The sequence below is a fragment of the Phycicoccus avicenniae genome (assembly GCF_050496545.1).
Lineage (GTDB): Bacteria > Actinomycetota > Actinomycetes > Actinomycetales > Dermatophilaceae > Phycicoccus > Phycicoccus avicenniae_A.
In genome coordinates this window covers 54,385-81,198 of record NZ_JBNVZV010000002.1, presented here as the reverse complement: position 1 = coordinate 81,198, position 26,814 = coordinate 54,385, and the positions used below count along the sequence as shown (strand labels likewise).

At 73.7% G+C, this 26,814-nt stretch carries 32 protein-coding genes; 26 read left to right on the top strand and 6 right to left on the bottom strand.

Features of this window, described 5'->3' with window-relative positions; genetic code table 11:
* Positions 1 to 23 precede the first annotated feature (23 nt).
* From ACQZ2A_RS02125 to ACQZ2A_RS02035, 19 genes are all read left to right on the top strand, one after another.
* Positions 24 to 3,659 (top strand): phage tail tape measure protein, encoded by a 3,636-nt coding sequence (locus ACQZ2A_RS02125; protein ID WP_430206846.1) that lies wholly within the window; start codon positions 24 to 26, stop codon positions 3,657 to 3,659.
* Positions 3,656 to 4,597, top strand: coding sequence for a carbohydrate binding domain-containing protein (locus ACQZ2A_RS02120; RefSeq protein ID WP_430206845.1), 942 nt, complete (start codon positions 3,656 to 3,658; stop codon positions 4,595 to 4,597). The genes ACQZ2A_RS02125 and ACQZ2A_RS02120 overlap by 4 nt, the downstream gene beginning before the upstream one ends.
* Positions 4,597 to 5,952, top strand: coding sequence for a glycosyl hydrolase family 28-related protein (locus ACQZ2A_RS02115; protein ID WP_430206844.1), 1,356 nt, complete (start codon positions 4,597 to 4,599; stop codon positions 5,950 to 5,952). The genes ACQZ2A_RS02120 and ACQZ2A_RS02115 overlap by 1 nt, the downstream gene beginning before the upstream one ends.
* A gap of 48 nt (positions 5,953 to 6,000) precedes the next feature.
* Positions 6,001 to 7,347, top strand: a complete 1,347-nt coding sequence (gene wzy, locus ACQZ2A_RS02110; RefSeq protein ID WP_430206843.1) for an O-antigen polysaccharide polymerase Wzy — start codon at positions 6,001 to 6,003, stop codon at positions 7,345 to 7,347.
* Between the two features lie 86 nt (positions 7,348 to 7,433).
* Complete coding sequence (locus tag ACQZ2A_RS02105) at positions 7,434 to 9,317, top strand: hypothetical protein (protein ID WP_430206842.1); 1,884 nt, start codon at positions 7,434 to 7,436, stop codon at positions 9,315 to 9,317.
* 12 nt (positions 9,318 to 9,329) lie between these two features.
* Positions 9,330 to 9,884: a hypothetical protein gene (locus ACQZ2A_RS02100; protein WP_430206841.1), complete on the top strand. Its 555-nt coding sequence runs from the start codon at positions 9,330 to 9,332 to the stop codon at positions 9,882 to 9,884.
* A complete protein-coding gene (locus ACQZ2A_RS02095; RefSeq protein WP_430206840.1) occupies positions 9,881 to 10,279 on the top strand; it encodes a hypothetical protein in 399 nt (132 codons plus the stop codon). Before ACQZ2A_RS02100 ends, ACQZ2A_RS02095 begins: the two co-directional genes overlap by 4 nt.
* On the top strand, positions 10,276 to 10,737 hold the full coding sequence (locus tag ACQZ2A_RS02090) for a hypothetical protein (protein ID WP_430206839.1): 462 nt from the start codon (positions 10,276 to 10,278) through the stop codon (positions 10,735 to 10,737). The genes ACQZ2A_RS02095 and ACQZ2A_RS02090 overlap by 4 nt, the downstream gene beginning before the upstream one ends.
* Positions 10,734 to 11,171, top strand: a complete 438-nt coding sequence (locus tag ACQZ2A_RS02085; RefSeq protein WP_430206838.1) for a hypothetical protein — start codon at positions 10,734 to 10,736, stop codon at positions 11,169 to 11,171. The genes ACQZ2A_RS02090 and ACQZ2A_RS02085 overlap by 4 nt, the downstream gene beginning before the upstream one ends.
* Before the next feature lie 62 nt (positions 11,172 to 11,233).
* Entirely contained in the window at positions 11,234 to 11,374 is a 141-nt protein-coding gene (locus tag ACQZ2A_RS02080; protein WP_430206837.1) for a hypothetical protein, read from the top strand.
* Positions 11,371 to 12,243 carry a CHAP domain-containing protein gene (locus ACQZ2A_RS02075; protein ID WP_430206836.1) on the top strand — a complete coding sequence of 291 codons (873 nt, stop codon included), beginning with the start codon at positions 11,371 to 11,373 and terminating at the stop codon, positions 12,241 to 12,243. Before ACQZ2A_RS02080 ends, ACQZ2A_RS02075 begins: the two co-directional genes overlap by 4 nt.
* A gap of 10 nt (positions 12,244 to 12,253) precedes the next feature.
* Positions 12,254 to 12,496, top strand: coding sequence for a hypothetical protein (locus ACQZ2A_RS02070; RefSeq protein ID WP_430206835.1), 243 nt, complete (start codon positions 12,254 to 12,256; stop codon positions 12,494 to 12,496).
* A 4-nt stretch (positions 12,497 to 12,500) separates the two neighbouring features.
* Positions 12,501 to 12,647: a hypothetical protein gene (locus ACQZ2A_RS02065; protein WP_430206834.1), complete on the top strand. Its 147-nt coding sequence runs from the start codon at positions 12,501 to 12,503 to the stop codon at positions 12,645 to 12,647.
* Positions 12,644 to 13,792 carry a beta-galactosidase gene (locus ACQZ2A_RS02060; protein WP_430206833.1) on the top strand — a complete coding sequence of 383 codons (1,149 nt, stop codon included), beginning with the start codon at positions 12,644 to 12,646 and terminating at the stop codon, positions 13,790 to 13,792. Before ACQZ2A_RS02065 ends, ACQZ2A_RS02060 begins: the two co-directional genes overlap by 4 nt.
* Before the next feature lie 10 nt (positions 13,793 to 13,802).
* Positions 13,803 to 14,123: a hypothetical protein gene (locus ACQZ2A_RS02055; protein WP_430206832.1), complete on the top strand. Its 321-nt coding sequence runs from the start codon at positions 13,803 to 13,805 to the stop codon at positions 14,121 to 14,123.
* A 1-nt stretch (position 14,124) separates the two neighbouring features.
* Positions 14,125 to 14,460 carry a hypothetical protein gene (locus ACQZ2A_RS02050; protein ID WP_430206831.1) on the top strand — a complete coding sequence of 112 codons (336 nt, stop codon included), beginning with the start codon at positions 14,125 to 14,127 and terminating at the stop codon, positions 14,458 to 14,460.
* Between the two features lie 9 nt (positions 14,461 to 14,469).
* On the top strand, positions 14,470 to 15,243 hold the full coding sequence (locus ACQZ2A_RS02045; protein ID WP_430206830.1) for a hypothetical protein: 774 nt from the start codon (positions 14,470 to 14,472) through the stop codon (positions 15,241 to 15,243).
* Entirely contained in the window at positions 15,243 to 15,944 is a 702-nt protein-coding gene (locus tag ACQZ2A_RS02040) for a hypothetical protein (RefSeq protein WP_430206829.1), read from the top strand. The genes ACQZ2A_RS02045 and ACQZ2A_RS02040 overlap by 1 nt, the downstream gene beginning before the upstream one ends.
* A gap of 92 nt (positions 15,945 to 16,036) precedes the next feature.
* On the top strand, positions 16,037 to 16,249 hold the full coding sequence (locus ACQZ2A_RS02035) for a hypothetical protein (protein WP_430206828.1): 213 nt from the start codon (positions 16,037 to 16,039) through the stop codon (positions 16,247 to 16,249).
* 8 nt (positions 16,250 to 16,257) lie between these two features.
* Here ACQZ2A_RS02035 and ACQZ2A_RS02030 read toward each other — a convergent pair whose 3' ends face one another.
* From ACQZ2A_RS02030 to ACQZ2A_RS02010, 5 genes are all read right to left on the bottom strand, one after another.
* Positions 16,258 to 17,568 carry a ComEC/Rec2 family competence protein gene (locus ACQZ2A_RS02030; protein ID WP_430206827.1) on the bottom strand — a complete coding sequence of 437 codons (1,311 nt, stop codon included), beginning with the start codon at positions 17,566 to 17,568 and terminating at the stop codon, positions 16,258 to 16,260.
* Complete coding sequence (locus ACQZ2A_RS02025; RefSeq protein ID WP_430206826.1) at positions 17,565 to 18,521, bottom strand: helix-hairpin-helix domain-containing protein; 957 nt, start codon at positions 18,519 to 18,521, stop codon at positions 17,565 to 17,567. The genes ACQZ2A_RS02030 and ACQZ2A_RS02025 overlap by 4 nt, the downstream gene beginning before the upstream one ends.
* Positions 18,522 to 18,618: 97 nt before the next feature.
* Positions 18,619 to 19,218, bottom strand: coding sequence for a glycerol-3-phosphate acyltransferase (locus ACQZ2A_RS02020; RefSeq protein ID WP_430206825.1), 600 nt, complete (start codon positions 19,216 to 19,218; stop codon positions 18,619 to 18,621).
* Between the two features lie 5 nt (positions 19,219 to 19,223).
* Entirely contained in the window at positions 19,224 to 20,087 is an 864-nt protein-coding gene (locus ACQZ2A_RS02015) for a DegV family protein (protein WP_430206824.1), read from the bottom strand.
* Between the two features lie 36 nt (positions 20,088 to 20,123).
* The gene (locus tag ACQZ2A_RS02010) at positions 20,124 to 20,636 is read right to left on the bottom strand and encodes a hypothetical protein (protein ID WP_430206823.1); all 513 of its coding nucleotides are present in this window, start codon (positions 20,634 to 20,636) and stop codon (positions 20,124 to 20,126) included.
* Between the two features lie 26 nt (positions 20,637 to 20,662).
* Between ACQZ2A_RS02010 and ACQZ2A_RS02005 the strand changes: the two genes are divergently transcribed.
* Positions 20,663 to 21,373, top strand: a complete 711-nt coding sequence (locus tag ACQZ2A_RS02005) for a response regulator transcription factor (protein ID WP_430206822.1) — start codon at positions 20,663 to 20,665, stop codon at positions 21,371 to 21,373.
* Complete coding sequence (locus tag ACQZ2A_RS02000; RefSeq protein ID WP_430206821.1) at positions 21,370 to 22,659, top strand: ATP-binding protein; 1,290 nt, start codon at positions 21,370 to 21,372, stop codon at positions 22,657 to 22,659. Before ACQZ2A_RS02005 ends, ACQZ2A_RS02000 begins: the two co-directional genes overlap by 4 nt.
* A gap of 28 nt (positions 22,660 to 22,687) precedes the next feature.
* On the opposite strand, the gene ACQZ2A_RS01995 is transcribed toward ACQZ2A_RS02000, so the two are convergent.
* Positions 22,688 to 23,089 (bottom strand): hypothetical protein, encoded by a 402-nt coding sequence (locus ACQZ2A_RS01995; protein ID WP_430206820.1) that lies wholly within the window; start codon positions 23,087 to 23,089, stop codon positions 22,688 to 22,690.
* Between the two features lie 197 nt (positions 23,090 to 23,286).
* On the opposite strand from ACQZ2A_RS01995, the gene ACQZ2A_RS01990 reads away from it, so the two are divergent.
* The 5 genes from ACQZ2A_RS01990 to ACQZ2A_RS01970 are packed head-to-tail and all read left to right on the top strand — an operon-like array spanning position 23,287 to position 26,804.
* Positions 23,287 to 23,739, top strand: coding sequence for a hypothetical protein (locus tag ACQZ2A_RS01990; protein WP_430206819.1), 453 nt, complete (start codon positions 23,287 to 23,289; stop codon positions 23,737 to 23,739).
* On the top strand, positions 23,736 to 24,710 hold the full coding sequence (locus tag ACQZ2A_RS01985) for an FAD:protein FMN transferase (RefSeq protein ID WP_430206818.1): 975 nt from the start codon (positions 23,736 to 23,738) through the stop codon (positions 24,708 to 24,710). Before ACQZ2A_RS01990 ends, ACQZ2A_RS01985 begins: the two co-directional genes overlap by 4 nt.
* Entirely contained in the window at positions 24,707 to 25,315 is a 609-nt protein-coding gene (locus ACQZ2A_RS01980; protein ID WP_430206817.1) for a ferric reductase-like transmembrane domain-containing protein, read from the top strand. The genes ACQZ2A_RS01985 and ACQZ2A_RS01980 overlap by 4 nt, the downstream gene beginning before the upstream one ends.
* The gene (locus ACQZ2A_RS01975; RefSeq protein WP_430206816.1) at positions 25,312 to 26,577 is read left to right on the top strand and encodes an NADH-ubiquinone oxidoreductase-F iron-sulfur binding region domain-containing protein; all 1,266 of its coding nucleotides are present in this window, start codon (positions 25,312 to 25,314) and stop codon (positions 26,575 to 26,577) included. Before ACQZ2A_RS01980 ends, ACQZ2A_RS01975 begins: the two co-directional genes overlap by 4 nt.
* Positions 26,574 to 26,804, top strand: a complete 231-nt coding sequence (locus tag ACQZ2A_RS01970; protein WP_430206815.1) for a ferredoxin — start codon at positions 26,574 to 26,576, stop codon at positions 26,802 to 26,804. Before ACQZ2A_RS01975 ends, ACQZ2A_RS01970 begins: the two co-directional genes overlap by 4 nt.
* The last annotated feature ends 10 nt before the right edge of the window (positions 26,805 to 26,814 follow it).

Sequence of the window (26,814 nt, the reverse complement as noted above, 5' to 3'; positions counted from 1 at the left end):
CCCGTCCCGATGGAGGTGACCCGTTGGAGCGCACGGTCGTCACCCGGTACGAGGCGAAGATCGAGGGATACCTCGCCAGCCACTCCCGCATGGAAAAGGCGAACCAGAAGCTCGCCCAGACGACCGTCGCCGCGGCCAAGACCTCCACCCAGACCCGCGCGCAGAGCACCAAGAGCGCCGAGGAGTCGGCCGCCTCGATCGTCAAGGCGCTGGACAAGCAGGAGCGCGCCGAGCGGCACCTCGCGAGCGTCCAGATCGCAGCCCAGAAGGAAGACGCGGCCCGCAGCGCGAAGCGCTCGGCGTCCATGCGCGAGCTCGGCGACCAGACTGCGAAGACCGCCACCGTGGCAGGTCTGGCCCTTGGCACGCTCGTCGCGACCTCGGTGAAGAAGTACGCCGACTTCGAGGCCGAGATGTCGAAGGTCGCGGCCGTCACGAACGCGACGACCGCCGAGCAGGAGAAGCTCTCGCGCGCCGCCATCCAGGCGGGACAGGACACCGTCTTCTCGGCGACCGAGGCAGCTCAGGCGCAGGCCGAGCTGGCCAAGGCCGGCGTCAAGACCTCTGACATCCTCGGCGGCGCCCTCCGCGGCTCCCTCGACCTCGCCGCCGCTGGCGGGCTCGATCTCGCGAAGTCCGCCGAGATCGCCGCCCAGTCGATGAACATCTTCAACAAGGAGGGCAGCGACGTCGGGCACATCGCCGACGTCCTGACCGCTGGCGCGAACAAGAGCGCGGCCGGTGTCGACGACCTCGGCCTCGCCCTGCAGCAGGGTGGGCTCGTTGCCAAGCAGACCGGTCTCACGTTCGAGGACACCGTCGGCGTCCTTTCTGCCTTCGCCGACAACGCGCTCAAGGGATCCGACGCCGGCACGTCGCTCAAGACGATGCTGCAGCGGCTCAACCCGCAGTCCGACGAGGCAGCGGCCCTCATGGACCAGCTGGGCCTGCGCGCCTACGACGCCCAGGGCAACTTCGTCGGCCTCGAGAAGTACGCCGGGATGCTGCAGAGCGCGCTCTCTGGGATGTCGGCGGAACAGCGCAACGCCGCCCTCCAGACCCTCTTCGGCTCCGACGCCGTGCGCGGCGCCAACGTGCTGTACGAGCAGGGCGCCGCCGGGATTCGCGAGTACATCGCCGCGGTCGACGACCAGGGCGCCGCACAGCGCATGGCTGCCCGGATGACCGACAACCTCAAGGGCGACCTCGAGCAGCTGTCGGGCACCCTCGAGTCGGCGTTCATCAACGGCGGCTCTGGCAGCTCCGAGGCCCTGCGCGACCTGGTGCAGATGGTCACCGGCCTCGTCGACCGCTTCAACGACCTCTCCCCCTCGACCCAGAACGCCGTCGTTAAGATTGCGGCCGCGACCGCGGCGGCGCTCCTGCTCTCGGCGGCCGCCATCAAGACCGCCACCTCCGTCGCCGCGATGAAGGCGAGCATCGAGGCGGCCGGCATCTCCGGCGGAAAGCTGACGACGTCGCTCAAGGCGGCCGGCACCGCGGCCGCCGTGCTGGGCGGCATCACCATCGCAGGCAGCGCGATGCAGGACATGTGGGTCGGGCTGTCCGGCGCGAACGACGACGCCACCCGATCGCTGCAGGCCTACATCGACGGCGGGTCCGACGCGAAGTACGTCACGGACCAGATGGGCTACGGCCTCTCGAACCTGGCCGACCAGGTCAACCAGGCGATGAACCACGGCTTCCTCAACAACGTCGGCGAGTTCTTCGCAGAGATCGGCACCGTGGGCGGCATCTTCGGCCCGACCCGCCGGGACGAGGCCGAGGCCTTCTTCGCCACCCTCGACAAGGGCCTCGCCGGGCTCCAGCGGTCCAACCCCGAGCAAGCCGCCGCCACCTTCGCGAAGATCGCGAAGGAGATGCAGGCCCAGGGCTACTCGCTCGACCAGACCCGCGAGCTCCTGCCGCAGTTCTCGGCCGCCCTCGACACCTCGACGGTCTCCGCCCAGGGCACCGCCGGCGCGGTGGACCAGCTCACCAACGCGAACCAGAAGACCGCAGAGGTCACCGAGGAGGCCGCGCAGGCTCAGATCGACCTCGCCAAGGCGCTGGTCGAGACCCGCGACGCCGCTCTCGCGGCCTCGAACAGCAACATCGCCCTCGGTCAGGCCAACGCCGACCTCGCGAAGACCGCCGAGGAGCTCAACGGCCAGACCAACAAGTCGCGCACCGCCTTCGACCTGTCGAAGAAGTCCGGCCGCGACGCGCAGACCGCGCTCAACGAGTACGCCGCCACGGCGCGCAAGGCGGCCGAGGACAACCTCGCCGCCGGCGACTCGACGGCCAAGGTCGGCAAGGCCATGGACACCTCGCGCGAGGCCTTCATCAAGGCTGCCACGCAGATGGGGCTGTCGAAGAAGGCCGCGTCCGAGATGGCCGACGAGTTCGGCCTCTCGCGCAAGGGTGTCAACGAGCTCAAGGGCTCGCTCGACAAGCTGCCCAGCTCGAAGAACGTCAACGTCAACGTCAAGACCTACGGGCTCTCCGGGCTCCAGCAGGCGCAGGCCTACCTGCGCAACGTCCGGGACAAGAGCGTCACGCTCACCGTGGGCACAGTGCGCGTCGGCAACACCCGGGTCAACGCCGGCCAGTTCGCCGACGGCGGCGCGGCCATTGGACCCGGCACCGCGACCTCCGACAGCATCCCGGCCCTCCTCTCCAACGGCGAGCACGTCCTGACCGCCTCCGACGTGCAGAAGGCGGGAGGCCAGGGCGCGATCTACCGGATGCGCGCCGGCATCCAGGCCGGGCAGCTCCGGTTCGCAGCCGGCGGGGCCGTCGGCCCGGCCAAGTTCGCCGACGGCGGCGAGGTCGACTGGTCCGACATCCTCGACATCCTGCGCGACATCACGACCTCCGACGAGGTCGAGCGCTCCCGCCAGACCACGGCCTCGCGCGCGACGACGCTCAAGTCGGCCAGCACCTCGCTGGCGACCATGCGCCGGCAGCTGGCCGCGGCGAACCGGGCCGTTCGCGCTGCGGCCAAGACCAAGGGCCGCAGCGACGACAACGCCGCCCTCGAGAAGCGCCGCGTCCTGCTCGGCAAGATCGCCGTGCAGGAGGACCGGGTCGCGCTGGCCACGTCGAAGGTGACGTCGGCTCGCAAGGCGCAGCGTGCGCTCGAGCTGGAGTACACCGCTGACCGTCGCGGCATCCTCGACCGGACCCTGAGCGCCTCGAGCTCGTCGAACACGAAGTCGAAGAAGTTCCTCGACAACATCGACAAGCTCACCCGGATGGGCTTCAAGACCCTCGCGCTCGAGCTGCTGAACATGGGCGGCGTCGAGGCCGAGGGCATCGCCGCGCAGGCCGTCCTCTCGGCGGCCAAGGCCCGGGCTCTGGAGTCGCAGCTCAACACGTCGGCGGGCCTCTCGGCGCGCGAGCAGGCCATCCGTGACGCCCTCGAGGGCAAGCAGTCCGGCACGGCCGACCCGCAGCTGTCCTGGTACGCGCAAGTCCGCAACCTGGGCCGCATGGCCAGCGCGGCGCCGGCGTCCGGCCGGACGGTCGCCACGGGGCCGACGGTGGTCATCCAAGGCGCGCTGGACCCCATCGCGGTCGGTCGGCAGGTGGAGAAGGTGCTGCAGGACTACAGCTCGGTGACCGGCCAGCCGGTGCGGATCGAGGTGCAGCGGTGAGGTTCCCGTGGGACGCCGCGAAACCGCTGCGGGTCGAGGTCTCGCTCGCCTCACCCTCCGCGGCCCCGGCGTGGCAGGACGTGTCGGCGGCCGTCAAGGGCTCGGGCGTGCGCATCCAGCGCGGCGCGGGGCACTGGCGGGAGCCGGCGCGCGAGGGCATGTGCTCGCTGGCCTTCGACAACACCGACGGAGCGTTCTCCGAGGTCGTCGCGACCCCGGGTGGACCGGCGGCGAGGACGCTCTACCGCAAGCCCCTGCGGGTCGCCTATCGCCACCCGATGCCCGGCAACATGGTCGACGCGGAGTCCGCGACGTTCGAGGGCGGCACCGTCGGCAACTGGACGGGCTCCTCGGGCGCCACGGTTGATCCCAGCACCGTGCGGGCGGCGTCCGGTGCCCGCTCAATGCTCGTCACGTGGCCGAGCGTCTCGGCGAACGGGGCCTCGGCGTCGTGGACCCGGCCGCCCGTGCTGGTCATCGGCCGCCGGTACACGGCCTACGCCAAGGTCTGGGTGCCGGCCGGATCGCCGCCGGTGCGCCTGGCCTTCGTGTCCCAGGTGTTCCCGTACTACGGCTCGGCGTCCACGGTGACCGGCGACTGGCAGCGCATCAGCACCACCTTCACGGCTCCGGCTACGGAGCTCTTCCTCGTGGTCCGTCCGGCGTCGGCGGCCACTGCGGGACAGCAGGTCTGGGTCGACGAGGTGCTCATCGACGAGGCCGACCTGCCGCCCGAGGTCGTCTTCCGACGCAACTTCGCGACGAACCCGCGGCTGGTGGGGGCGCTCACGGAGTGGGGCGGCGCGCTGGAGTACATCGAGCCGCAGTTCTCGCGCGCGGTGCTGCCTGACGCTCCTGCGTCGACCACGGGCGCCATCCTCGGCTCCGGCGATCCGACCGGAACCTTCACCCGAACGATCGATGGAGGGCAGCCGTAGTGGCGGAGAGACTGCAGCAGCGTCAGGGCACGAGCGCCCAGTGGGCCGCCGCGAACCCGGTGCTCGTTGCGGGCGAGATCGGCTACGACCGCACCACCGGCAAGGTCAAGTTCGGCGACGGGTCGACGGCCTGGTCGGCACTGCCCGGTCTGCCCGGCGCCACGGACCTGGTGTTCAACGTGAAGGACTTCGGCGCCAAGGGCGACGGCGTCACCGACGACCGGGCCGCCATCGTCGCGGCCATGACCGCGGCTCCCGCCGGCTCCACGATCTACTTCCCGCCCGGCACGTACCTCGTGGACGCCAGCCTCACCATCACCAAGGCCCTGACCTTCCGAGGAGCCGGCGCGACCATCGTCAAGGGGCCCACGACGACCATCACCGGCAACTGGATGGTGGCCAACGTCGGCGGCATCAAGTTCCGCGAGCTCGCGGTGACCGACCCGAACGGCAAGATCACCGGCAACATGTTCACCTCCGGTGCCGCCATCAGCGGGCTCGAGTGGCGCGACTGCCAGCTTTACAGCCCCCTCGGCGTCGCCCTCCGGTTCGCCCGGGTCACCTCCGGCCTCATCGACACCGTCGACATCATCGGCTGCCGTGTCGGCGTGCAGATCGAGAACGACGCCCGCCTCGTCGACGTCCACCGCGCCAACATCAGCAACTGGGTTGACCGCGGCGTCTACGTCGTCGGCACGACCAACGCTCCTACCGACGTCACCCTCGACGACATCACCGTCACGAACTTCCTCGGCGGCGGCAGCGCCCGCTACCCGATCATGGCGACCAAGGGCGCGGCCCCAACGAACATCCAGCGCCTCACCTACAAGGACCTCACCGTCGTGGGGCCCGGCCGTTCCTACACCGCCGCAACCAACCCCGGCACAGCCGACCAGATCGCCATGTTCAGCACCGACGACTTCCGCATCATCGGCTGCGTCTCGCGCGGCGGCGGGGACATGGGCATCACCGTCGACGGCGACTGCGCCCGGGGCGTCGTTGCCGGCAACGTCGCTACGGAGAACGACGCGGCGGGCTTCGCCGTGTGGAACGGCTCGAGCAAGATCGCCGTCAACGGCAACACCGCCATGCGCAACGGGCAGAACCGCAACCTCGACCGGTTCGACTACACCCGAGCCGGGTTCCGGATGTCTGGCGCGCGAGACATCGCCCTCTCCGGGAACACCCTCGGCGATGACCAGACGACCAAGACCCAGAACTACGGCGCCTCCCTCTCCAGCTGCACGAACGTCAGCCTTGGCCCCGACGTCGACGCCGGCAACGCGCTGGGCCTCTACTTCAAGGAGGGGGCGGCCAACACGGGCATCGTCCGAGCGACCACCGCGGCGTTCTGACCCGGGCCCGGGTACCTTTGGCGGGTGCTGAAACCGGGTGGGGTGATCGTGGCGTGCTGGACCGCCGCCGCGGTGGTCGCCGCGTTCGGGTTCGGCTGGCTCACCTTCTCGCCGCTGCTCACCCTTACCGTGGCCGCGCTGGTCGCGGTTGGGGCCGCCGTGGTGGGTGTGCAACGGACGCGGCGTGCCGGGCGGGTTGACCTGTTCCACCCGCTACTGTTCCCCACCGCCTACATCGCCGTCGCCACGCTCGCCCCGGTCGCGTGGATCTGGTCCGGGCAGGGCGACCTCGGCTTCGTCACCAGGGACGCCATGAGCGAGCGGACACCGCTGCTGATGGCGCTCGCGGTCCTCGGCTTCACCCTCGGCGCCGCGGTCCCGTTCCGGCCGCTGCGACGGCGCGGGAAGCCCCTCGACCCCGGGCTGCTGCTCCTGACCGGCCGGGCGCTGCTGCTGGTGGCGCTCGCGCTCGCCGCCCGCGACTACCTCGCCGGTGCCGTCATCACCCGCTCCCTCGGGCAGGACGTCTACAGCAGCGCCGACGTCGTCACCACCATCGGGTTCATGGCTGCCCCGGCTGCGGCCACGATGATCTTCACCGCCCGCTACCAGTCCGGGCGACACCCCATCGGCGCCGACGTCCTGCCGCTCCTGGCGCTGATCGGGCTCCTCGGCCTCAACGGCCGCCGCGGCGCCGCCCTCTCCGTCGTCGTCATCGGCCTCGTGTTCATCACCCGCCGCGCCGTCGGGACGTGGAAGGTCGCCGCCGGCATGGGCGCCACCGCCGTCTTCGCCTACGCCGTCGTGATCTACCGCACCGCCCAGCTCGGCGGCGTCACCGCGCTCCCGACTCTGGCCGTGCCGCTGCGGGACCTCGGCTCCGTCGCGTTCACCACCGGCATGACCGACCTGTCCGTCACCTACCCGCAGTCCACGACCGGCGGCTCCACCATCGTGGCCGGGCTGCTGCGGCAGCTCCCGTCGCCCATCGCGGTCCGCCTGTTCGGCGCACCCGACGACACGGGCACGTTCGTGTTCCGCAACGTCACCGGCCTCACCGCCTCCAACCAGGGGTACGGCTTCTCGATCCCCGCCGAGGGCCTGCTCAACTTCGGCGTCGTCGGCGTGCTCGTGCTCTCCCTCGTCGCCGGCATCGCTGTCGCGTGGCTGTACGGCCGGTTCGACCCGACATCCTCGAGGACCGTGGGCCTGCTCTACCCGCTGGCCATCGGCACCCTCCCGTTCGCGTGGCGCTCCGACACCCTCGGCGCTGTCAAGGGCGTCTTCTACCCGGCTGTGGCGCTCGCGCTGGTCCTGATCGTCGCCCGCTCCATCGCGTCCGCGTACAAGCCCGCCACGCCCCGCTCCGTGGCCCGCGCCCGCCTGCGCGTCTAGCACCACCCCGCCCCGCCCTACCGAAGCGCCTCCCACCGTGGGGGCGCTTCGTCGTGCCCGCCCCGGACCTGACGAGGAGGCTCGCGATGCCCGGCGTCATCCTGTCGTCCCCGCACTCGCTGGCGGTCGCCGCACCCGACGGCACCACCGTCACGCTCGCGCTCGGGGACGGCACCACCGCCACCGGCAGCGTGACCGGCGGCATCGCGACGTTCACCGCCACCCCCGGCACCGTCATCCGTTCCGTCATGGTCGGAGACGGCAGCTACTTCGACGGCGACAGCGCCGGAGCCGGCGGCAAGCTCATCCGCTGGACCGGCGCCCCCGGTGCCTCCGCGAGCGAGGAGTACACCCCCGGCCTCGGCCCGTTCACCACCGACCCGCCGCCCATCTCCTATCGCTTCACCGGCCGCATCGCCACACCCCGCATCGACTTCCCCGTCATCGGGCGCTCAGTCACCACCATCACCGCCACCGACGAGCTCGCCTGGCAGGGGCCGGTGTTCCGCAAGTTCATCGACGTCCCCGGGCAGGAGATCCTTTCCCGCGGCCCCGTGTCCCTCTTCCGGCTCGTCGGCGGCGACCTCTCCGACGCCGTCACCAATGGCCTGCCCGCCGCCCTCGTCGGCACCGGCACCGCGCCGGCCGACTCCGACGCGGTCGTCACCGCCGCCTCCGACGCCCACGGCACCACCTTCTCCGGCGGCCGGTACGTCACCGGCGACCTCGCCACCGAGATCGACCCGTACTTCCCCGCGGGCGCCACGCTCGTCGCGACCATCCGCACCACCTCGAGCACCCCGGCCGCCATCGCCTCCCTCAACGACCGCTACATGCCCAAGGTGATCCTGTCCCTCGACGCCGCCGGCAAGGTCGTCGCCTCCACGAACAACCCCTACTTCCCGGCCTTCCAGCTCAGCGTCACCTCGGCCGCCGCGGTCAACGACGGCCTCCCCCACGTCATCGCCGCCCGCTGGGACAACACCGGCACCCTGTCCCTCGTCGTCGACCAGCTCGCACCCGTCAGCGCCAGCAACGCCTCCGCGGTCGGCCCGCAGGGCGCCAGTCGCTCCCTGAGCATCGGCGGCAGCGCCAACGCGGCCACCTTCACCGGCACCATCGCCAACGTCGCGGCTTTCGGCGCCCCGCTGGCCGACGCCGCTCTCTACGACATCGCCGCCGCCGCGCTCACCGGCTTCCAGGGCGAGACCACCGCGGCCCGCCTCGACCGGTACAACCGCTGGGCCGGAACCCCGTTCCCCGCCATCGACGCCACCGGCGCCACCTCCCAGATGGGGCACCTCGACACCGAAGGCAAGGGCCTGACCGACTGCCTCGACGCCGTCGCGGTCGTCGAGGACGGCATCCTCCACGTCGCCGGCAACGGCAACCTCGTCCTCGTCGCCCGCGCCAGCCTCTACAACCAGGCGCCGGTCTTCACCATCCCGGGGCCCTCCGACGGCGAGGCCAACCGCCTGGGCGACAGCCTCTCCTACCCCGTCGACCCGCGCGACGTCATCAACGACATCACCGGCACCCGGCCCAACGGCACCACCCAGCGCGTCATCAACTCGACCTCCGCCGACGAGTACGGCTGGCGAACCGACTCCGTCGAGGGACCCTTCGTCACCGACGCCGACCTCGCCGGGCTCCTCGACTGGATCATCAACACCCGCTCCACGCCGCAGCGCGCCGCCGAGGGGGTCCGGGTGCGGCTCAACCAGCTCGACGACGCCCAGACGGCCGCCCTGCTCGCCGCCGACATCGGCAAGGGCATCGCCTGGACCGGCCTGCCCACCCAGGCGCCCCGGCCGACGGACGCCGGCACCGTCCTGGGCATCACCGAGACCTACTCCAGCAGCGACCTGCTCTGGGAGGTCGACGCCCCTCCCAACCCCTACGCCGACGTCTGGATCATCGGCGACCCGGTGCACGGCCAGATCGGCACCACCCACCGAATCGCGCACTGAGGAGCGACCTGCATGGGCACCATCCCGACGTTCCCCACCTTCGCCGACGGGGAGATCCCCAACGCCGCGAAGCTGAACCAGATGAAGACCGCCAGCGACTTCTGGGCCCTCACCCCCCGCTGCTCCGTCTTCCCCTCTGCACCGCAGACCCTCTCGCACACCGTGTGGGGACTGATCGGCTTCAACAGCGAGGTCTACGACATCGTGCAGTCGGGCGACACCCCGTCGCACGACACGGCCACGAACAACTCCCGGCTCATCGTCCGCACGGCCGGGAAGTACGAGATCGCGGCCCAGGTCCAGTTCGCGACCAGCGGCACCGGACAGCGCGACGCGCAGATCCGCCTCAACGCGGGCGGATCCTCCTCGAGCGGGACCTTGATCACCCTCAACCAGCAGAGCGCCGTCGGGTCCGGGTCGACGTCGGTCGCCATCACGCCCGTCGAGATCGCGCTCGCCGCCGGCGACTACATCGAGATCTTCGCCCGCCAGAACAGCGGCGGCGCCCTCGACACGGTGCCCGGGTCAGGCATCACGTTCCTCCGCTTCAAGCTCACCGGGTCGTGACCGTGCGCGACTGCGCCCCTGAGACCTTCATCGCGTGCGTCGTCCGCGGCACCAAGGAGACGGGGTGGACCGTCCTCGACGACGGCGGACACGCCCCGTATGGCGTCGCCGGCGTTGACGTCCTGGCCGACCGGGTCCGAGTCCGGTACTCCTGCCCGCAGGCGCAGCTGGCCGCCGTGCAGGCCACCGCCGACGAGACGTACGCGCGCGCTGGCATCGCCGTCGGCGTCTCCGGGGCCTTGACCCACGCCGACCTCTTCTTTGGCCGCAGCTGCGCACCGCTCGCTCCTGCCGCGGCCCTCCTGCCGGGAAGCAACGTGTGGCTCACCGGGACGGGCTGGACTACGCCGCTCGAACCGGCCATCACCGAACTACCGAAGGAGGCCCGAGCGTGACCCTGCGACGACTCGCCACCCGCGCACGACCTGACCGCAAGGGCCACGGGCTGCTGCTCATGGCCGCCGTCTGGATCGTTCTCGGCCTCGGCATCCCCGGCCAGCGCATCCCCGTCGACTCCGCCTGGCACACCGCCATCCCAGACGCCATCACCGTCACCGCGTGGGTCACTAGCGGCGCCCTCGCCGCGGCTGCCGCGTTCTGGAAGCCGCTGCGCCCGGCCGCCATCGGCGCGCTCATCCTCATGCCCGGCCTGCGCGCCGCGTCCTACATCACGTCGTGGGTCGCCTACCTCTCCCCCGGCGGCGCCCCCGGCTACGACCGGGCCTACCTGCTCGTCGCGCAGCAGGCGCTCATGGTCGCGTTCGTGTTCTTCGTCGCCACCGAGAGCGAGACGCAGGACACCACCGTGAGCGACCTGACGCACGCCCTGCGAGGCACTGGGGGCGAGAGGTGAACAGCCCCCTCTCCCTCGCCGCTGTCGGAGTCGTCGGGAGCGTCCTCGTCGGGCTCCTCACCCTCGCCGGTGTGCGCATCCAAGCGCGCAACCAGCAGAAGTCCACCGAGGCCAACGTCGGCCTCGAGGCCCTCGTCGCCGCCTTGGCCGAGCACCGCGCCATCGCCACCGACGCGAAGGCCGACGCAGCCGCCGCCCGGGCCAACTCCGAGGAGGCCGTGCAGGAGGCGAAGAGCGCACGCTACGAGGCGACCGTCGCGCGCGAGCAGAACGAGCGGCTCGAGGCCGACGTGCTCGGGCTCGTCGACTACCTGCGCCTCATCTGGGACGGCGTCCTCGCCGGGACCGTGCCGCCCGCCCCGCCGATCCCGGCACGTCTGCGGCACCTGCTGTCGCCGTCGGACTTCACCACGCCCACAGCCGAGAAGGACTGAGCCCTTCCCTCCCGACCCCGCTGCCCGGCGGGGCCTTCGTCATGCCCGTGAGGAGAACCCCCATGTCCGACCAGCCCGCCACCCCGTGGCCGAACCAGACGCCGATCGTCGACGGCGTCACCCCCGAGGCCGACGTCCCACAGGACCCGAACCTCTTCGCCGACGACGACCTGTCGTTCCTCGACGAGGAGGGCGACCGATGACCCGCGCCCAGGCCGTCAAGGCCGTCCTCGACCGGATGCGCTCCGAGATCGGCCTCGGCGAGACCCCGCCCGGGTCGAACAACAACCGGATCGTCCAGTGGTACAACGACGAGGTCGAGCGCATCGGGCGCGGCCCGTGGTGCCAGATGACCGTCACGTGGGCGTTCTGGACCGGCGTCGGCCGCATCGTCCGCGGGCGGGCCTACACCGTGTGGGCCGCGCAGGACTTTCTCCTCCGCAACGAGGGGACCTGGACCTACGGTCTCGCCGGCGCCCAGCCGGGCGACATGATCTTCTACGACTGGGGCGGCCGGAAGGGCGACACCGCCTTCATCGACCACGTCGGGCTCGTCGAGCGGGTCAACGGCGACGGCACCGTCTACACCCTCGAGGGGAACTACGGCGACCGGCTCGTCCGGATGCACCGCGACAGCAAGTACGTCGTCGGCCTCGGCCGCGCCGACTGGTCCAAGGTCGTCGCCGGCGGCGGCTCCAGCGCCCCCGTCCCCGCGCCGAAGCCCCCGGCCGCCCCGGCCGCTGGGAGGGTGGCCGTCGACGGCTGGCTCGGCCCGAAGACGATCAAGGCCTGGCAGCGGGCGATGGGCACGAGCGCTGACGGTGTCATCTCCTACCCCCGCTCCGAGCTCGTCGCCGCGGTGCAGCGGCACCTCAACAAGAAGGGTGCCCGCCTCGTCGTCGACGGCAAGGGCATCGCGTCCAACGAGTCCGGCCGCTACCCGCGCACCGGATCCACGAGCACGCTCCGCGCGCTCCAGCGGTACCTCGGCGTCTCCGCCGATGGCTACCTCTCCGCCCCGTCGGACGCCGTCAAGGCGCTCCAGCGGAAGCTCAACACCGGCAAGTTCTGAGGAGAACCCCATGGACCACATCAAGCCCTACCTCAAGGCCGTCGTCGGGTTCGTCACCCCCGGCGTCGTCGCCCTCGTCGCCGCCGTGCAGGACGGCTCGCCCGGCGGCTCGGCCATCACCGGACCGGAGTGGGTCGGCATCGGCGCGGCGTGCATCCTCACCGGTGCCGCCGTGTTCCGCACCCCGAACATCGACTCCGAGCCCGAGCCGCTCGCGGCTGTCCCTTACGACCCCCGCCACGGCGAGGACTGACGTCGTGGAGCGCGCCCTCCGGCTCGTCGACTGGCTGGCCCTCACCAAGCAGGGCCAGCACACGGCGCTGGCTGCCCAGTGTGTCGGCGCCGCCCTCGCGGTCACCCTCCCCCTCATCGGCCGCCGCTTCCGCGGCACCCCGGTCCGATGACGTCCGCGGCCGAGCGGGACGCCCTGCTCAAGTACGCGACCCGGGTGAAGTCCAGCGCGGCATCGATGCTGTCGAACGCCTCGCTGCTCTACAAGGCGGCCGACGCGCTCGTCGTCGAGGAGCCTCCTCCGGTCGAGCCGCCCCCGCCCGTCGAGCCGCCCCCGCCGGCGCCGGCCCCGCTCAAGCGCAACTACGGCGGGCTGTACGGCACGACCGAGGCCGACCGGAAGCGCCGCGGCGTCAACCAGCAGTGGCTCAAGGTTCGCTGGTCCGACCTCGAGCCCACCGAGGGCACCTACGCCTGGAAGTTCATCGACTCCCTGCTCGAGTCCGACCCGCAGCTGGTCGTGCGCGTCCACGTGCAGGGCGGGCAGTTCGCCCCGGAGTGGCTCAAGGCGGCCGCCGGCAGGGTGTCCGTGAGCAACGCGAAGGACGGCATCACCGCCACCGTCGGCCAGTACTGGACCGACCGCTACCGGGCGGCCTACGCCCGGTTCGTGGCGGCCCTCGGCGCCCGGTACGACGGCCACCCGCGCGTCGCGTCGGTCAACCAGTTCGGCACGTCGCTGATCTACGACGAGCCGTGGATCGTCGGCGGCACGGCGGCCGGGGCGGCGCTCTTCGCCGCCGGGCTGACCAAGGACAAGGTCATCGCCTCCCAGGAGGCGGCGCTCGCCGCGACGGTCGCCGCGTTCCCCACCACCGCCGTCGAGGTGCCGCTGCACACCCAGCTCACCTACCCCGTCGAGGGCGGGCAGAAGGGCACGTGGGCCGACGGCCTGCCGCTGGCCAACGCCTGGGACGCCCGGTACGGCGAGCACGTCGTGTTCGTCCACTACGGCTGGGGCGCAGGCGACTACACCCCAGCCGCCGACAGCCTCGAGACCGCGACCAGCCTCTACGCCTGGATGCACAAGCGCGCCGACCTCGGCCGTCCCATCGCCTTCCAGGCCACCCTCGCCCCCGGCACCGCCGCCGGCACGGTCAAGCCCACCGTCGAGGTCGCGCGGGCCGCGTGCAACGAGGCCGTCCGCATGGGCGCCCGCTGGTTCGAGCACGCCTCGTGGGCCTACTTCGACGACGTCGCCGAGGCCCGCGCCATCGACGAGGCGCTTAAGGCCAACATGCCCACCCCCGCACCGTAGGAGGCGCCTCGTGGCGACGATCCGGCTCGGCCGCACCCCCGACGACCTCACCGTCGAGCTCGTTCCGGGAGACCCCTTCACCACCGTCATGCGCCAGTTCGACAAGCCCGAGGGCGACCCGACTCGCCAACCCGAGGACTGGACGTCGCCACCGGTGCTCGAGTTCGCCGCGGCCGACGTCGCTCCGTGGACCGCGGTCGTCGCGGGCAACGTCGCCACCTGGGCCGTGCCGTCGACCGACGTCGATGCGCTCCTGGCCACCGACGAGCACGTCGTCGAGCTGACCGTCGGCGGACTGGTCTGGGCCCGCGGCTTCTGGACCGAGGCCTGACGTGCCGACCCTCACCCCTGGCGGTTACGTCGACGTCAGCGCGCCGTCCACCCCCGCCGTCGTCGACGTCACCGCACCCGGCCGGTTCGTCGATGTGCACACCGCGCCGCGCGTCACGGTCGGCGGGCCCGCAGGCGGCACCCGCTACCTCCACACCCAGACCGCGCCGGCGGCGCAGTGGACGGTCACCCACAACCTGGGCACCTTCCCGCAGGTCGTCACGATCGGCGACTCCGAGCCCGGCCGGCCCGTCATCGCGGACGTCTTCTACGTCGACGCCAACACCCTCACCATCACCTGGCCCTCGCCCGAGTCGGGCAAGGCGTACCTCTCCTAGGAGCAGCTCATGCCTCAGAAGTTCACCAACGGCATCGACCTCGCGGGCAAGCGCGCGCAGAACGCCGCCGACGGCACCCAGCCCACGGACCTGACGACCCTGCAGCAGGTCCGGGCCCTCATCAACGCGCGCTCGCCGAAGGACGACGTCGTCGTCGCGTCCTCGAGCAACATCAACCTCTCCGCGCCCGGAGCCACGGTCGACGGCGTGACCATGAGCACCGGCATGCGGTTCATCGCGCGCGGGCAGACCACCGGCTCCCAGAACGGCATCTACGACTGGAACGGCGCCGCGGTCGCCGCGACCCGCTCGGCCGACGCCGACTCGATCACCGAGCTCTCCGGCGCGGTAGTCGCGGTGCAGCGCGGCACCGACGCCGACAAGCTCTTCCTGATCACCAACGACGACACCGACACCCTCGGCACGACGACGATCACGTTCCTGCAGACGGGCGTCGGAGCGTCGTACATCGCCGGTGCGGGCATGACGCTGTCCGGGTCGACGTTCGATGTCGGCGCCGGCACGGGCATCGTCGTCGGCGCCGACACCGTCAGCGTCGACACCTCGGTCGTCGCCCGCCGGATGGGGTTCGACTGCGTCGCCACGACCAACCCGCAGACCTTCACCCACGGCCTCGGCACCGACGTCCAGGTCGAGGTGTGGGAGGGCACCACGAAGGTCTTCCCCGACGTCACGAAGGCCGGCACCTCCGGCGGGCAGGTGACCGTCGACTGGGGCGGCGCGCCGACCGCCGCGCAGTACCGGGTCGTCGTCGTCGGCTGATGGGCATCCGTCAGCTGGGCCTCCGCTCGGTCGAGCTGTCGTCCCCGTCCAACCCGCCGGCCGGGCAGCGGCTGCTCTACCCGAAGCCGGACGGGTCGTGGGCCTCGAGGGACTCCTCGGGCGCCGAGGCCCGGATCGTCACCGACCGGACCAGCGTCGTCATGCCGACGGCGGTCGGATCGATGATCACGCCGTTCAACTACGTCTCGAGCGCCAACAGCGTGCAGACCTCCGGCGACATCGGGATGGTCCCGGTCATCCTCGAGGGCGGCTCCTGGGACGCGCTCGTGGCGCAGGTCACGACGGCCCAGTCCGGCGGCACGGTCGCGCTCACCCTGGGGGTCTACGGCTCCGACCCGGACACCGGGCTACCCGTCCTCGCCGGTGGCCCGATCCGCTCGGCGGCCTCACCGGCGCTGACATCGACCGGCAACCGGATCACCACCTTCACCGCCTGGACCCCCACGCCGGGCCTGTACTGGCTCGCCGCGCTGTACGTGCAGACCGCGGCGCCGACGACGGTGCCGCAGTTCGCGAAGATCGCCAACCACATCCGGCTGCCAGGGCTCACCACGACCGTCCTGAGCCAGACGGTGCGTGGTTACTCGATGACCGGGCAGACGTCGCTCCCCTCGAGCGGCACGATCTCGGAGGAGACCGGCACCCGCTGCCTCCTCCTCGGCATCCGCCGCTCCGCCTGACGCCCCCCAGGCCACCGCCCCCACCGGTAGCGCACCCCTGCGCGAGACCGGTGGGGGCGGTTTCGTCATGCCCTGGGCGTACCGTGCCGCGGGTGAGCGAGGAGCGCGGCGGCTGGGTCTACGAGTCCTTCCGGTGGTACGAGGGCGACGGCGACGCCGCCACGTGGCGGGAGGAGCTGCTCGCCGCCGGCTGGCAGGAGTCCGAGTACGGCGTCGGCGCATGGTCGGTCATCGACGGCCAGCGCGTCTTCGTGATGGTGTTCAAGCGGTGGTCCGAACGGCCCAACGCGGCCCCGCCGCCCTGAACCTGCGATCAGCGGTAGAGAGACCGGACCGCACTGAGGTCGACGGCGGTCACCGTCGGTGAGAGGTCGGAGCCGCCGAGCTCGGTCCAGAACATGACCGAGGGTCCGTCGACGGAATGCCCGAGCCCGAGGCAGTGCCCGAGCTCGTGGGTGAGGACTCCGGAGACGTCCTCGCCGCGCAGGCTCGACGCGAGACCGATCCGGCAGCCCATGATCGTCGAACCCTCGGTCTCGGTCGTGGCCGTGGCGCCGATGTCGCTACTCGGCGAGGCGCCGGAGTCGACCGGGCCGTCGAGGACGATGTCGGCATCCGCGTCCGTGGTGAGGACCATCGCGAAGACTGGGCGCCACTGCGCGAGGCTGGCCTCGACGTCGGTGCCGGACCACGCCGCCTCGTCCGCGACGTGCACCGTGAGGACCGGCTTGTCCCAGCGCGGCGAGCCTTCCGTGGCGCTCCCTTGCGGCGCCGGCACCATCACGGCGATGATCGCCGCGGCCCCCACGAGAGCCTGTCGGACTCCTACAACACCCCTCATGCTGACGTTTGCTCCGGACACAGCGGTGAGGTGGGTCATCCCCGTCGCGAGCATGGCCTCGGTGAGGTCCGGCGGCGTGCGGCTGGTGTCGCCGATGACGAGGCCGGGCAGCAGGCCGCGCGGATCGGCCGGGGCGTGGTCGACCGCCGCTCGCAGCCCCGCTCGCAGCCGCTCGGCGCCCTGTGCGACGGCACCGGGTGGCTCCACCACCCGGACCGGACCGCTCACCGTCAGCGCGGCGACGCGGTCGTCAGCGGGGTCGAGCGGGCCCAGCCGTCCCCGGACGACGACGGTCGAGCGCCATCGGGGAGCCGCGAGCTCGCTGCCGCCGATCAGCAGCACGGGGGCGTCGGTGCTGCGGGTCCGGCCGCGCCCGGTGAGCACCCGCACCGTGCCCTCGCGCAGCACCCGCGCCTCGCCGTCGCGCGAGGTCACGGGTAGCGGGTCGCCGGTCAGGACGACCTCGGCGACGACCGCGGCCCGGTCGGCCGCGAGCCCGTGGACCCCGCCCCGCTCGCGCAGGGCGCCGTGGCCGACCGCCGCCCCCTGCAGGAGCACGACGAGAACGGCGACGAGCAGGGCCGGACCACGCCACGCCGCGACACGGGACGAGGGCCGCCGCCCCAGGACCACGAGTGCGCCCGCGACAACGGCGACGGCCGACACCGCGACCAGCCGCAGCGCCCATCCGGCGCCGAGGGTCGCCGCGGCCACCGCCCACGCGACGAGGGCCGGCCCGAGCAGGCGCAGGTCCGGGCGCGGCGCGTCCGACCTCACGCTCATGGCACGACCAGCGGTCGCAGCTGCGCCAGCAGCTTCTCGCCGATGCCCGACACCTCGGCGAGCTCGTCGACGCTGGTGAACCGCCCGTGCTCGGTGCGCCAGTCGACGATCCGCTGCGCCAGGACCGGGCCGATGCCGGGCAGCGCGTCGAGGGCGGAGGCGTCGGCGGTGTTCAGCGACACCGGTCCGCCCGGAGCGGAGCCACCACCTCCGCCGGACCCGCCACCACCGGCCGGGGTCCCGCCGGAGGGCGGCCCGGGACCGGCGACCACCTCCCCCGGCGCCGGCACCCGGACCTGCTCGCCGTCGACGAGCACGCGGGCGAGGTTCAGCCCGGAGAGGTCCGCGCCGCGGGTGGCTCCACCGGCCGCCTCGACGGCGTCGGTGACCCGCGAGCCCGACGGCAGCCGGAGCACACCGGGGTGGCGGACCCGGCCGACGACGTGCACCACGAGGACGGCGCCTGCCCCCGACGCCGACGCGGTGGGGGACGCGGACGTGCCGGCCGACGCCGACGGCCCCGTGGTCGGCACCCCCACGCCCACCGCCCCCGCGGACAGGCCGGTCGGACCGGCGCGGGCACCCCCGCCGGGCGCCACGACGTCGCCGTCGTCCGAGCGGGCCCAGGCCACCCGCAGCCCCAGCACGAGCACCGCGAGCACGGTGACCAGCGCGACCCCCAGCACCGCGGCCCGCCCCGGCTGCCAGCGCGCCGTCGCGAGGGACACGGGCAGGCGCACCCTGCCCGGACGTCGACCGCCGACACCCATACCGGCCCCGCCGCCGACGTCCGCCGCGACCTCGACGGGTAGGTCCTCCTCCACCTCGACCGGCACGTCCACCGACGAGGGCGACCGCGGCACCCATCCGGGCCGGTCCCCCCGACCACGGTTCTGCCGCAGCCGCGCCCGCGCCCTGGGTGAGAGGGCGTGCGGGTCGGGTCGGTCGCGCATCCCCCGACGCTAGGCACCACGAGCCCCCCCGTGACCGCCCCCGCGGACATCTGTGGACGACGCCCGCGCCCCACCGCCCCTGTGGACGACGGGACCCTCACCCGCGCCGGCGCCCCCACCAGGCGACGACGTTGCGCCGGTGGCGGTACAGCACGAGCAGGGCCAGGACGACGAGCCAGCCGCCGACCAGCGGCTCGACGTACCCCACCACCCCGACCAGCCCCAGCACCCCGACGACGACGAGCCCCAGCGTGACGACGACCGAGGCCTCCCCGATGTAGCGGACCAGCGCCAGCGCCACCCCGAACAGCACGAGCGCGCCCAGCGCCACCCACGGCACGATCGCGAGGATGGCGCCCAGCGCGCAGGCCACGCCCTTGCCGCCGCGCCCCCGCAGGAACGGGCTCCAGACGTGCCCCAGCACGACAGCCAGCCCCACCACGACGGCTCCGAGCGTCCCGATGGACCGGAGCACGAGCACGGTCGGCAGCCACGCCTTGAGCACGTCGAGCGCCAGCACGAGCACGCCCCACTTGCGGCCCAGCACCCGCCCGGCGTTCGTCGCCCCCGGGTTGCCCGACCCCGCCGAGCGCAGGTCGCGCCCGAGCCCGCGCGCCACGAGCGTCGCCGGGTTCACCCCGCCGAGCAGGAAGGCGAGGACGGCCAGGACGACCAGCTCGCCGACGAGGAGGACCATCGCGCTCAGCCGGCCGGCCTCGGCACGACGGCCACCGCGAGCGTGCCCGGGCCGACGTGCGCCCCGACGACCGCCCCGAGCTCGACGACCCCGACGGGCGACCCCGGCAGCCGGCTGCCCAGCCGCTCGGCGAGCCGCTCGGCCCGCTCCGCGGAGTCGAGGTGGTGCACGGCGAGGTCGACACCGGGGGCGCCGCCCGCGAGAGCCGCCTCGGCCGCCTCGACGGCCAGCTCCTCGAGGCGCGCGATGGCCCGGCTCGAGGTGCGGACCCGCTCGAGCGGCACGATCTGCCCGTCGCGCAGGCCGAGGATCGGCTTGATGGACAGCGCCGACCCGAGCAGCGCGCCGGCCCGCCCGATGCGCCCGCCGCGGCGCAGGTACTCGAGGGTGTCGACGTAGAAGACGACGGTGGCGCCGGCGCAGGTGTCCCGGACGAGGCGCGTCACGTCCTCGGCCGAGGCGCCGTCCCGGGCTGCCGTCGCCCCGGCGAGCACGGCGTGCCCCATCACCATGCCGAGGGCGCGCGAGTCCACGACGGTCACCGGCACCGGCGACTGCCCCGCGGCGAGCTCGGCGCCGCCGACGGTGCTCGACAGCTCACCGGAGATGTGGACCGAGACCACGCTGTCGGCGCCGGCCCGCGCCGCCTCCTCGTAGGCCTCGAGGAACGCTGCGGGCGCCGGGCGCGAGGTCGAGACCGGGGTGAAGGAGCGCAGCGCGGTGGCGACCTCGCCGGCCCCGACGTCGAGGCCCTCGCGGTGCTCGCGGCCGCCGATGACGACGTGCAGCGGGACGACGTGGACCGGCAGGCCGTCGAGGGCCCCGGCCGGGAGGTACGCCGTGGAGTCGGTGACGAGGGCGGTGCTCACCCCCGCAGGCTAGTGGCCCGGGACGAACCCGGCTCGTCACTCGTCGGCGTACCTCGTGGGCACGCCGTCGACGCATCCGACACGGATCTCGACCTCGCCGGCGTCGTCGTCGCCCTCGACCTCCTCGCGCGCGGGAGCATCGGTGCGGGAGAAGTGGATCTCGAGCTTGTCGGGCTCGCGCTCGTCGGCGAAGCGCCAGCCGTCGCGCACCGTGATGGACTCGGCGCGCACCTGCGACCCGGTGCACGAGGCCACCACCGTTCCGCCGCGCGAGGTGAACGACCGTGTCCGGACTTCCGGTTCGTCCTCGGGCGTGCTGGAGGCCGTGTCGGTCGGGGTCGGCCGGGAGGAGGACGGTGCGGGCCGGGGTGTCGTGGAGCCGGCACCGGCCGGGGCGTCGGCGACGGTGCGCAGCGCCGAGGCCTGCCCCACCTGGCTGCCGGCCCGGGAGACGACGACGAACGCCAGCCCACCGACGACGAGGACCACGGCGACCCACGCCACGACCATCCCGACGAGCGCGCGACGGGGCGCGTCCACGCGGCTCACCCCTTCCCTGCTCTAGCGTGCCCACTGTGGCACACGTGCTGGTCATCGAGGACGACCCCGCGATCCGGTCCTCGCTCGTCCGCTCCCTCACCGACCGGGGGCACGCGGTCTCGAGTGCCCGCACGGGGATGGACGGCCTGCGGCTGGCCGTCGACGACGCCCCCGACCTCGTGCTGCTCGACCTCGGCCTGCCGGACGTCGACGGCCACAGCGTCCTGACGATGCTGCGCGCCGTGCGCGACGTCCCCGTCATCGTCGTGACGGCGCGCGACGACGACCCGTCCGTGGTCCGCGCCCTCGACGCAGGCGCCGACGACTACGTGGTCAAGCCCTTCGGCACCGCCCAGCTCGAGGCCCGGATGCGAGCCGTCCTGCGCCGCACCGGGTCCGACGGCCCCGCCGAGCCGCTGACCGTCGGCGAGCTCGTGGTCGACCCGGTCTCGCGCGAGGCCAGCCTGCGCGGCGCGCCCCTCGAGCTGACCCGGCGCGAGTTCGACCTGCTCGCCCACCTCGCGCAGCACGCGGGCGAGGTCGTCACGAAGCGCGACCTGCTCGCGGAGGTCTGGAACCAGCCCTACGGCGGCGGCGAGCGCACCGTCGACGTCCACCTGTCGTGGCTGCGGCGCAAGCTCGGCGAGAGCGCGGCTCATCCCGTGTACCTCCACAGCGTCCGGGGCGTCGGCGTGCGCCTCGTGGCCCCGCCGGCCGCGGGCACCGACCCCGCCCCCGGCGGATGACCCGCCGCATCGCCTGGCTCGTCGCCGCGACCACCTCGGCCGTCGTCGTCGCCTTCGTCGTGCCGCTGTGCTTCCTGGTGGCCAACCTCGCTGCCGACCGCGCCACCACCCGCGCACGGGACCAGGCCCAGAGCGTGGCCCGGTTCACCGCGACGCTCACCGACCGCGCCACCCTCGACCGCACCGTCACCGACCTGTCCGCGGAAGGGCCGGAGGTCGCCGTCGTCGAGCCCGACGGGACCCTGCTGGGCGACGGACGCGCCCTGGACCCCGCCACCCTCACCGCCGTCGACCGGGCCCGCACCGACAAGGAGGCCTTCACGGCCCGGCGCGACGGGGGCCTGGACGCCCTCGTGCCGGTCGCGACCGGCAGCGGCATCGACGTCGTCGTGGCCACCGTCTCGACCGACGAGCTGCGCGCCGGTGTGCCGTCGGCGTGGCTGACCATCGGGCTGCTGGGGCTCGCGCTCGTCGGGGCCTCGGTGGGCGCCGCGTGGAGCCTCGGGCGCCGCGTGAGCATCCCCGTGACGGAGGTCGCCGAGGTCGCGCACCGCCTGCGGGAGGGCGATGCCTCCGCGCGCGCGGTGCCCGGTGGGCCGCCCGAGACCGCCGAGCTGGGCCGGGCGCTCAACGCGCTGGCCGACCGCATCCACGGGCTGGTCGAGGCCGAGCGCGAGACGGTCGCCGACCTCGGGCACCGCCTGCGCACCCCCGTGACGGCCCTGCGCCTCGACACCGAGCTCGTCGCCGACCCGGAGGTGGCCGACCGGCTGCGCGAGCACGTCGACCACCTTCAGCGCAGCATCGACGACGTGGTGCGCGAAGCCCGCCGCACGGTCGCCACCGAGCTGACCACCGGGGCCGCGCCGTCGGTGGTCGCCGCCGCGCGCGTGGCGTTCTGGCGCCCCCTCGCCGAGGACCAGGACCGCGTGCTGCGGTTCACCGGCGACGACTCGGCGCCGCCGGTCCGGCTGTCCGAGGAGGACCTGGCCGAGCTGCTGGACACGGTGCTGGACAACGTGTTCGCGCACACGCCCGAGAGTGCTGACGTCGTCGTCGGCGTCGCGCGCAGCGACGCGGGGGCGGTGCTCACGGTCGAGGACGCGGGGCCCGGGATGGACCTGCCGTGGCGCGGGCGTGGGCACAGCGCGCGGGGCTCGACGGGGCTGGGGCTGGCGATCGTGCACCGCCTGGCCGAGCAGGCCGGGGGCGGTGTGCAGCTGGGGCGTTCGGACCTCGGCGGCCTGCGCGTCCGCGTGGACCTGCCGGCCGTCGACCCCGACTGACCTCCGAGGAGAGGCCGCAGCCGGAGCCTCAGTCGTCCTCGTGCTCCCCGCCGTCGTCACCGGTGTCCTCGTCGTCCTGGTCGTCGCAGTGGTCGTCCTCACGGTCGTCGGCGACGGCGGGTCCGGTGGTCGGCGCCGCGGGCCGGGCCGTGCGCCCGGCGCTCGTCGTCGTGCCGGACGCGGCCCGGGAGGTCGCCGGGAGGGTCACCGTCGGGCCCGGCTTGTGTGTCACGCAGACACCGTGCTCGAGCCGTGCCGGGGCGGTGCACCCGGCGAGGTGCGTGACGGTCGGGGTGGGGACCGGCGCGTACGTGGGCGCGACCGGCTGCCGGACGGCGGACTGGTCGGGCGGGGCGGTGACGGCGTAGACGCCGACGGCGAGCAGGCCGCCGGCGAGGGTGCCGGTGGCGATGGTCGTCGCGAGGGACACGGGGACCTCCGGGGTGCAGGGGCGCCCATCGTGGGGTCGCGCACGTCAAGCGTGGGTCGTCGGACCGATAAGGCTGGGTTAAACGGCTCAGGCCGGGCCCCGGCATGACGAACCCTTAACGCGACGATGACCCGCCCTTGCGCGGCCCGGCGCCACGCTGGACGGGTCAGCCCAGCCCCTGCCCGGAGGAGACACCGGTGGACCCCCTGCTCAGCCGAGGACAGCGCGACCGCTCGCGCGTCCTCCTCACGGTGCTCAGCGGCGCCCTCGCGACGGCGGCCGTCGCCGCCACCGGGGCCGCGACCGCCGCCGCCGCGCACGAGACCGCCACGGCCGATGCCGCCAAGGCCCGGGCCAAGGCCGCCGCGGACGCGACGGCGGCCAAGGCGTACCACGAGCAGCTCCTCGCCTGGGCCAAGGCGCACCCGGCCGTCGTCACCAAGGCACGCAAGACGCGGACCGTCGTCGGGCCGAAGGTCGTCGTGCGCGCCTCCGCGTCGGGCTCTGCCCGAGTGGGCGGCGGCTCGTCCGGCTCGTCGGGAGGCTCGTCGGGTTCGTCCGGAGGTTCGTCCGGCTCCTCCGGCGGCGGGTCGGTGGCGGCACCCGCTCCCCCGCCCCCTCCTCCGCCGCCCCCGAGCACCGGGTCATGACCACGGCGGTGCTCCCGCAGGACGTCGTGCTGCACCCGCACCACGGCGCCGCGTCGTGGCGTGCGCTCGCCACCTACGTCGACGTCCGGACGACGCCGGCCGCTCTGGACGCGGTCGTCGCGCTGGTCGCCGAGGTGCTCGACGACGTCGATGCCACCTGCAGCCGGTTCCGCCCCGACAGCGACCTGTCGATCGCCAACGCGGGCGCCGGCCATCCCGTCCTCGTCGACCCCGTGCTCGTCGCGGCGGTGCGCGTGGCCCTGGAGGCCGCCGACGAGACCGCGGGGCTGGTCGACCCCACGCTCGGCTCCGTCCTGACGGCCGCGGGCTACGACCGCACCTTTTCGCTGGTCCCGAGCGAGGATCCTTCTCCCGCAGCACTTCCGGTGCCGACCGGGTCGTGGCGCGACGTCGCCGTCCACGGGTCGACGGTGTGCGTACCCGTCGGCGCGGCCCTCGACCTGGGCGCCACGGGCAAGGCGTTCGCCGCCGACCTCGCGGCCCTCGCCGTCGTCGAGGAGCTGGGCGTGCCCGTGCTCGTCGACGTCGGGGGCGACCTGCGCATCACCGGGCCGGATGGCTCGACCGTGCCGTCGCACCGGGTCCGGCTGGGGCACAACCTCACCGAGCTCGACGGCGAGTCCGGCGTGACGGTGGTCGTCGGTGCCGGTGGCCTGGCCACGTCGAGCACCTCCGCCCGCCGCTGGCGACGCGGCGGGCGGCAGTGGCACCACCTCGTCGACCCTCGTTCCGGCACACCGGCGTCGGGCCCGTGGCGCACCGTCACCGCCCTGGGCCACACCGCCGCAGCCGCCAACACCGCGTCCACCGCCGCCGTCGTGCTGGGGACCGACGCGCTCGGGTGGCTGCAGGCGCACGACGTCGCGGCGCGCCTCGTCGGCCACGACGGAACCATCGCGACGACCCCCGCCTGGGACGCCGCCGACCTCGAGGAGACCGAGACCGCATGACCTCACCCCTGCTCTGGTACCTCAACCGCGGGAGCGGCGTCGCCCTCGTCGCCGTGTTCACCCTGACCGTCGTGCTCGGTGTCCTCGCCACCGGGCGCGGGGTCCGCCCCTGGTGGCCCCGGTTCGTGACCCAGGGCCTGCACCGCGGCCTGTCCGCGGTCTCGGTCCTGCTCCTGCTGCTCCACGCCCTCGTCGCGGTCGTCGACGAGTACGTCGACATCAAGTGGTGGCAGGCGTTCGTCCCGGTGGGCTCCGACTACGAGCCGCTGTGGCTGGGCCTCGGGACGCTCGCCCTCGACCTCACCCTCGTCGTCGTCGCCACCTCGCTCGCCCGCTCGCGCCTCCCCCACCGGGCCTGGTTCGTCGTCCACCTGACCACGTACGCGGCCTGGGTCCTCGGTGTCGTGCACGGCCTGGGCATCGGCACGGACGCGGGAGCGCACTGGTCGGTGGTCGTGACGGCGGTGTGCGTCGGGCTGGTCGCCGTCGCGGTGGTCTCGCGCCTGGTCGCGGTGCTCGTCGGCCGACGCCGGGAGCGCGGGCACGAGCGCATCGAACGGGCGTGCACCGCCGACCGCGTGCTGCTCGGACGGGGTTCCCGATGAGGTCGGTCCTGCCCCCTGCCCGTCTCGAGGTGCGCCGCGGCCCGCTGCTGCTCTCCGGCGTCGACGACGGGCCGTCGCTCGCCGCCCACCGCGCCCGCTTCGGTCCCCTGCCGACCCCGGACCTGGCCCACCTCGTGGACCTCGTCGAGTCCGCGGCCGTCCGGGGTCGCGGGGGCGCCGGCTTCCCGCTGGCCCGCAAGCTGCGGACCGTCGCCCGGGGCCGTGGCCGGTTGCCGTCGCGCCGACCGGTGGTCGTCGTCAACGCCGCCGAGGGCGAGCCGGTGAGCGCGAAGGACGAGGCCCTCGTGAGCGTGGCGCCCCACCTCGTGCTCGACGGTGCGGAGGTCGCCGCCCGCGCCCTCGGCGCCCGAGATGTGCACGTCGTGACCTCCGCCGACCGCCCGCTCGTGGGCCGCGCCGTGGCGCAGGCCCTCGCCGAGCGGCGCGGGGACGGGCTGCGCTGGAGCACCCACGAGGCCGAGGGCCGGTTCGTCGCCGGGCAGGCCCGGGCCGTGCTCGAGCTGATGGACGGCCGCCCCGGCCTCCCGGTCACCGCGTGGTCGCCCGAGGCCGTCGACGGCCACCGCGGCCGCCCGACCCTCCTCTCCAACGCCGAGTCCTGGGCGCACCTCGGCGCCCTGGTCCACGTCGGCGGAGCCGCCTACGCGCGCCTCGGCACGCCCGACGAGCCCGGCACGATGCTGCTCACCGTCACCCGGCCGCCGGGGCCGGACGGCCGCATCGCCCTCGCGGGCGTCGTCGAGGTCGAGCACGGCAGCCGCGCACGCGACGTCCTCGATGCCGACGCGCTCGCCGCCCCGCTGCTCGTCGGCGGGTTCCACGGCACGTGGGTGCACCCCTCGGCGCTGCGCGACCTGGCGTGGTCCCAGCCGCACCTGCGCTCCCTCGGGGCGTCGCTCGGGGCGGGCGCCCTGGTCTCGCTCGCGGACGGCTCGTGCCCCGTCGGGCACACCGCCGCGTGGACCGAGTTCCTCGCCGTCGAGTCGGCGGGTCGCTGCGGTCCGTGCCGCAACGGCCTGCCGGCCCTGGCCCGCGCGACGGACGGGCTGGCCCGCCGCGTCGACACCCGGCCCCGGATCCGCGAGCTGACCGGGCTCGTGACCGGACGCGGCGCCTGCGCCCACCCGGACGGCACGGCCCGGCTCGTCGGCTCGATGCTCACCGCGCTCCCCGATCACGTCGAGGACCACCTCACCGGCGCGTGCCGGTGCGGCGTGCGCGTCCCGGCGGTGGTCGCGTGAGCGCCGCGAGCGAGCGGGTCGGCGGCGCCCCCGCCGGGACCCTGCGGGTCGACTGGCCCGAGTGCCGGGCCCGCGGGCTGTGCGCCGAGCTGCTCCCCGAGCGGATCGTCCTCGACGAGTGGGGCTACCCCGTCGTGCTCGGTCCGGTGCGCGACGACGAGCTGGGTCTGGCGCGCGAGGCGGCGCTGGCCTGCCCCCGCCGCGCCCTGCACCTCGTCAAGGACTGAGGGGGCGCAC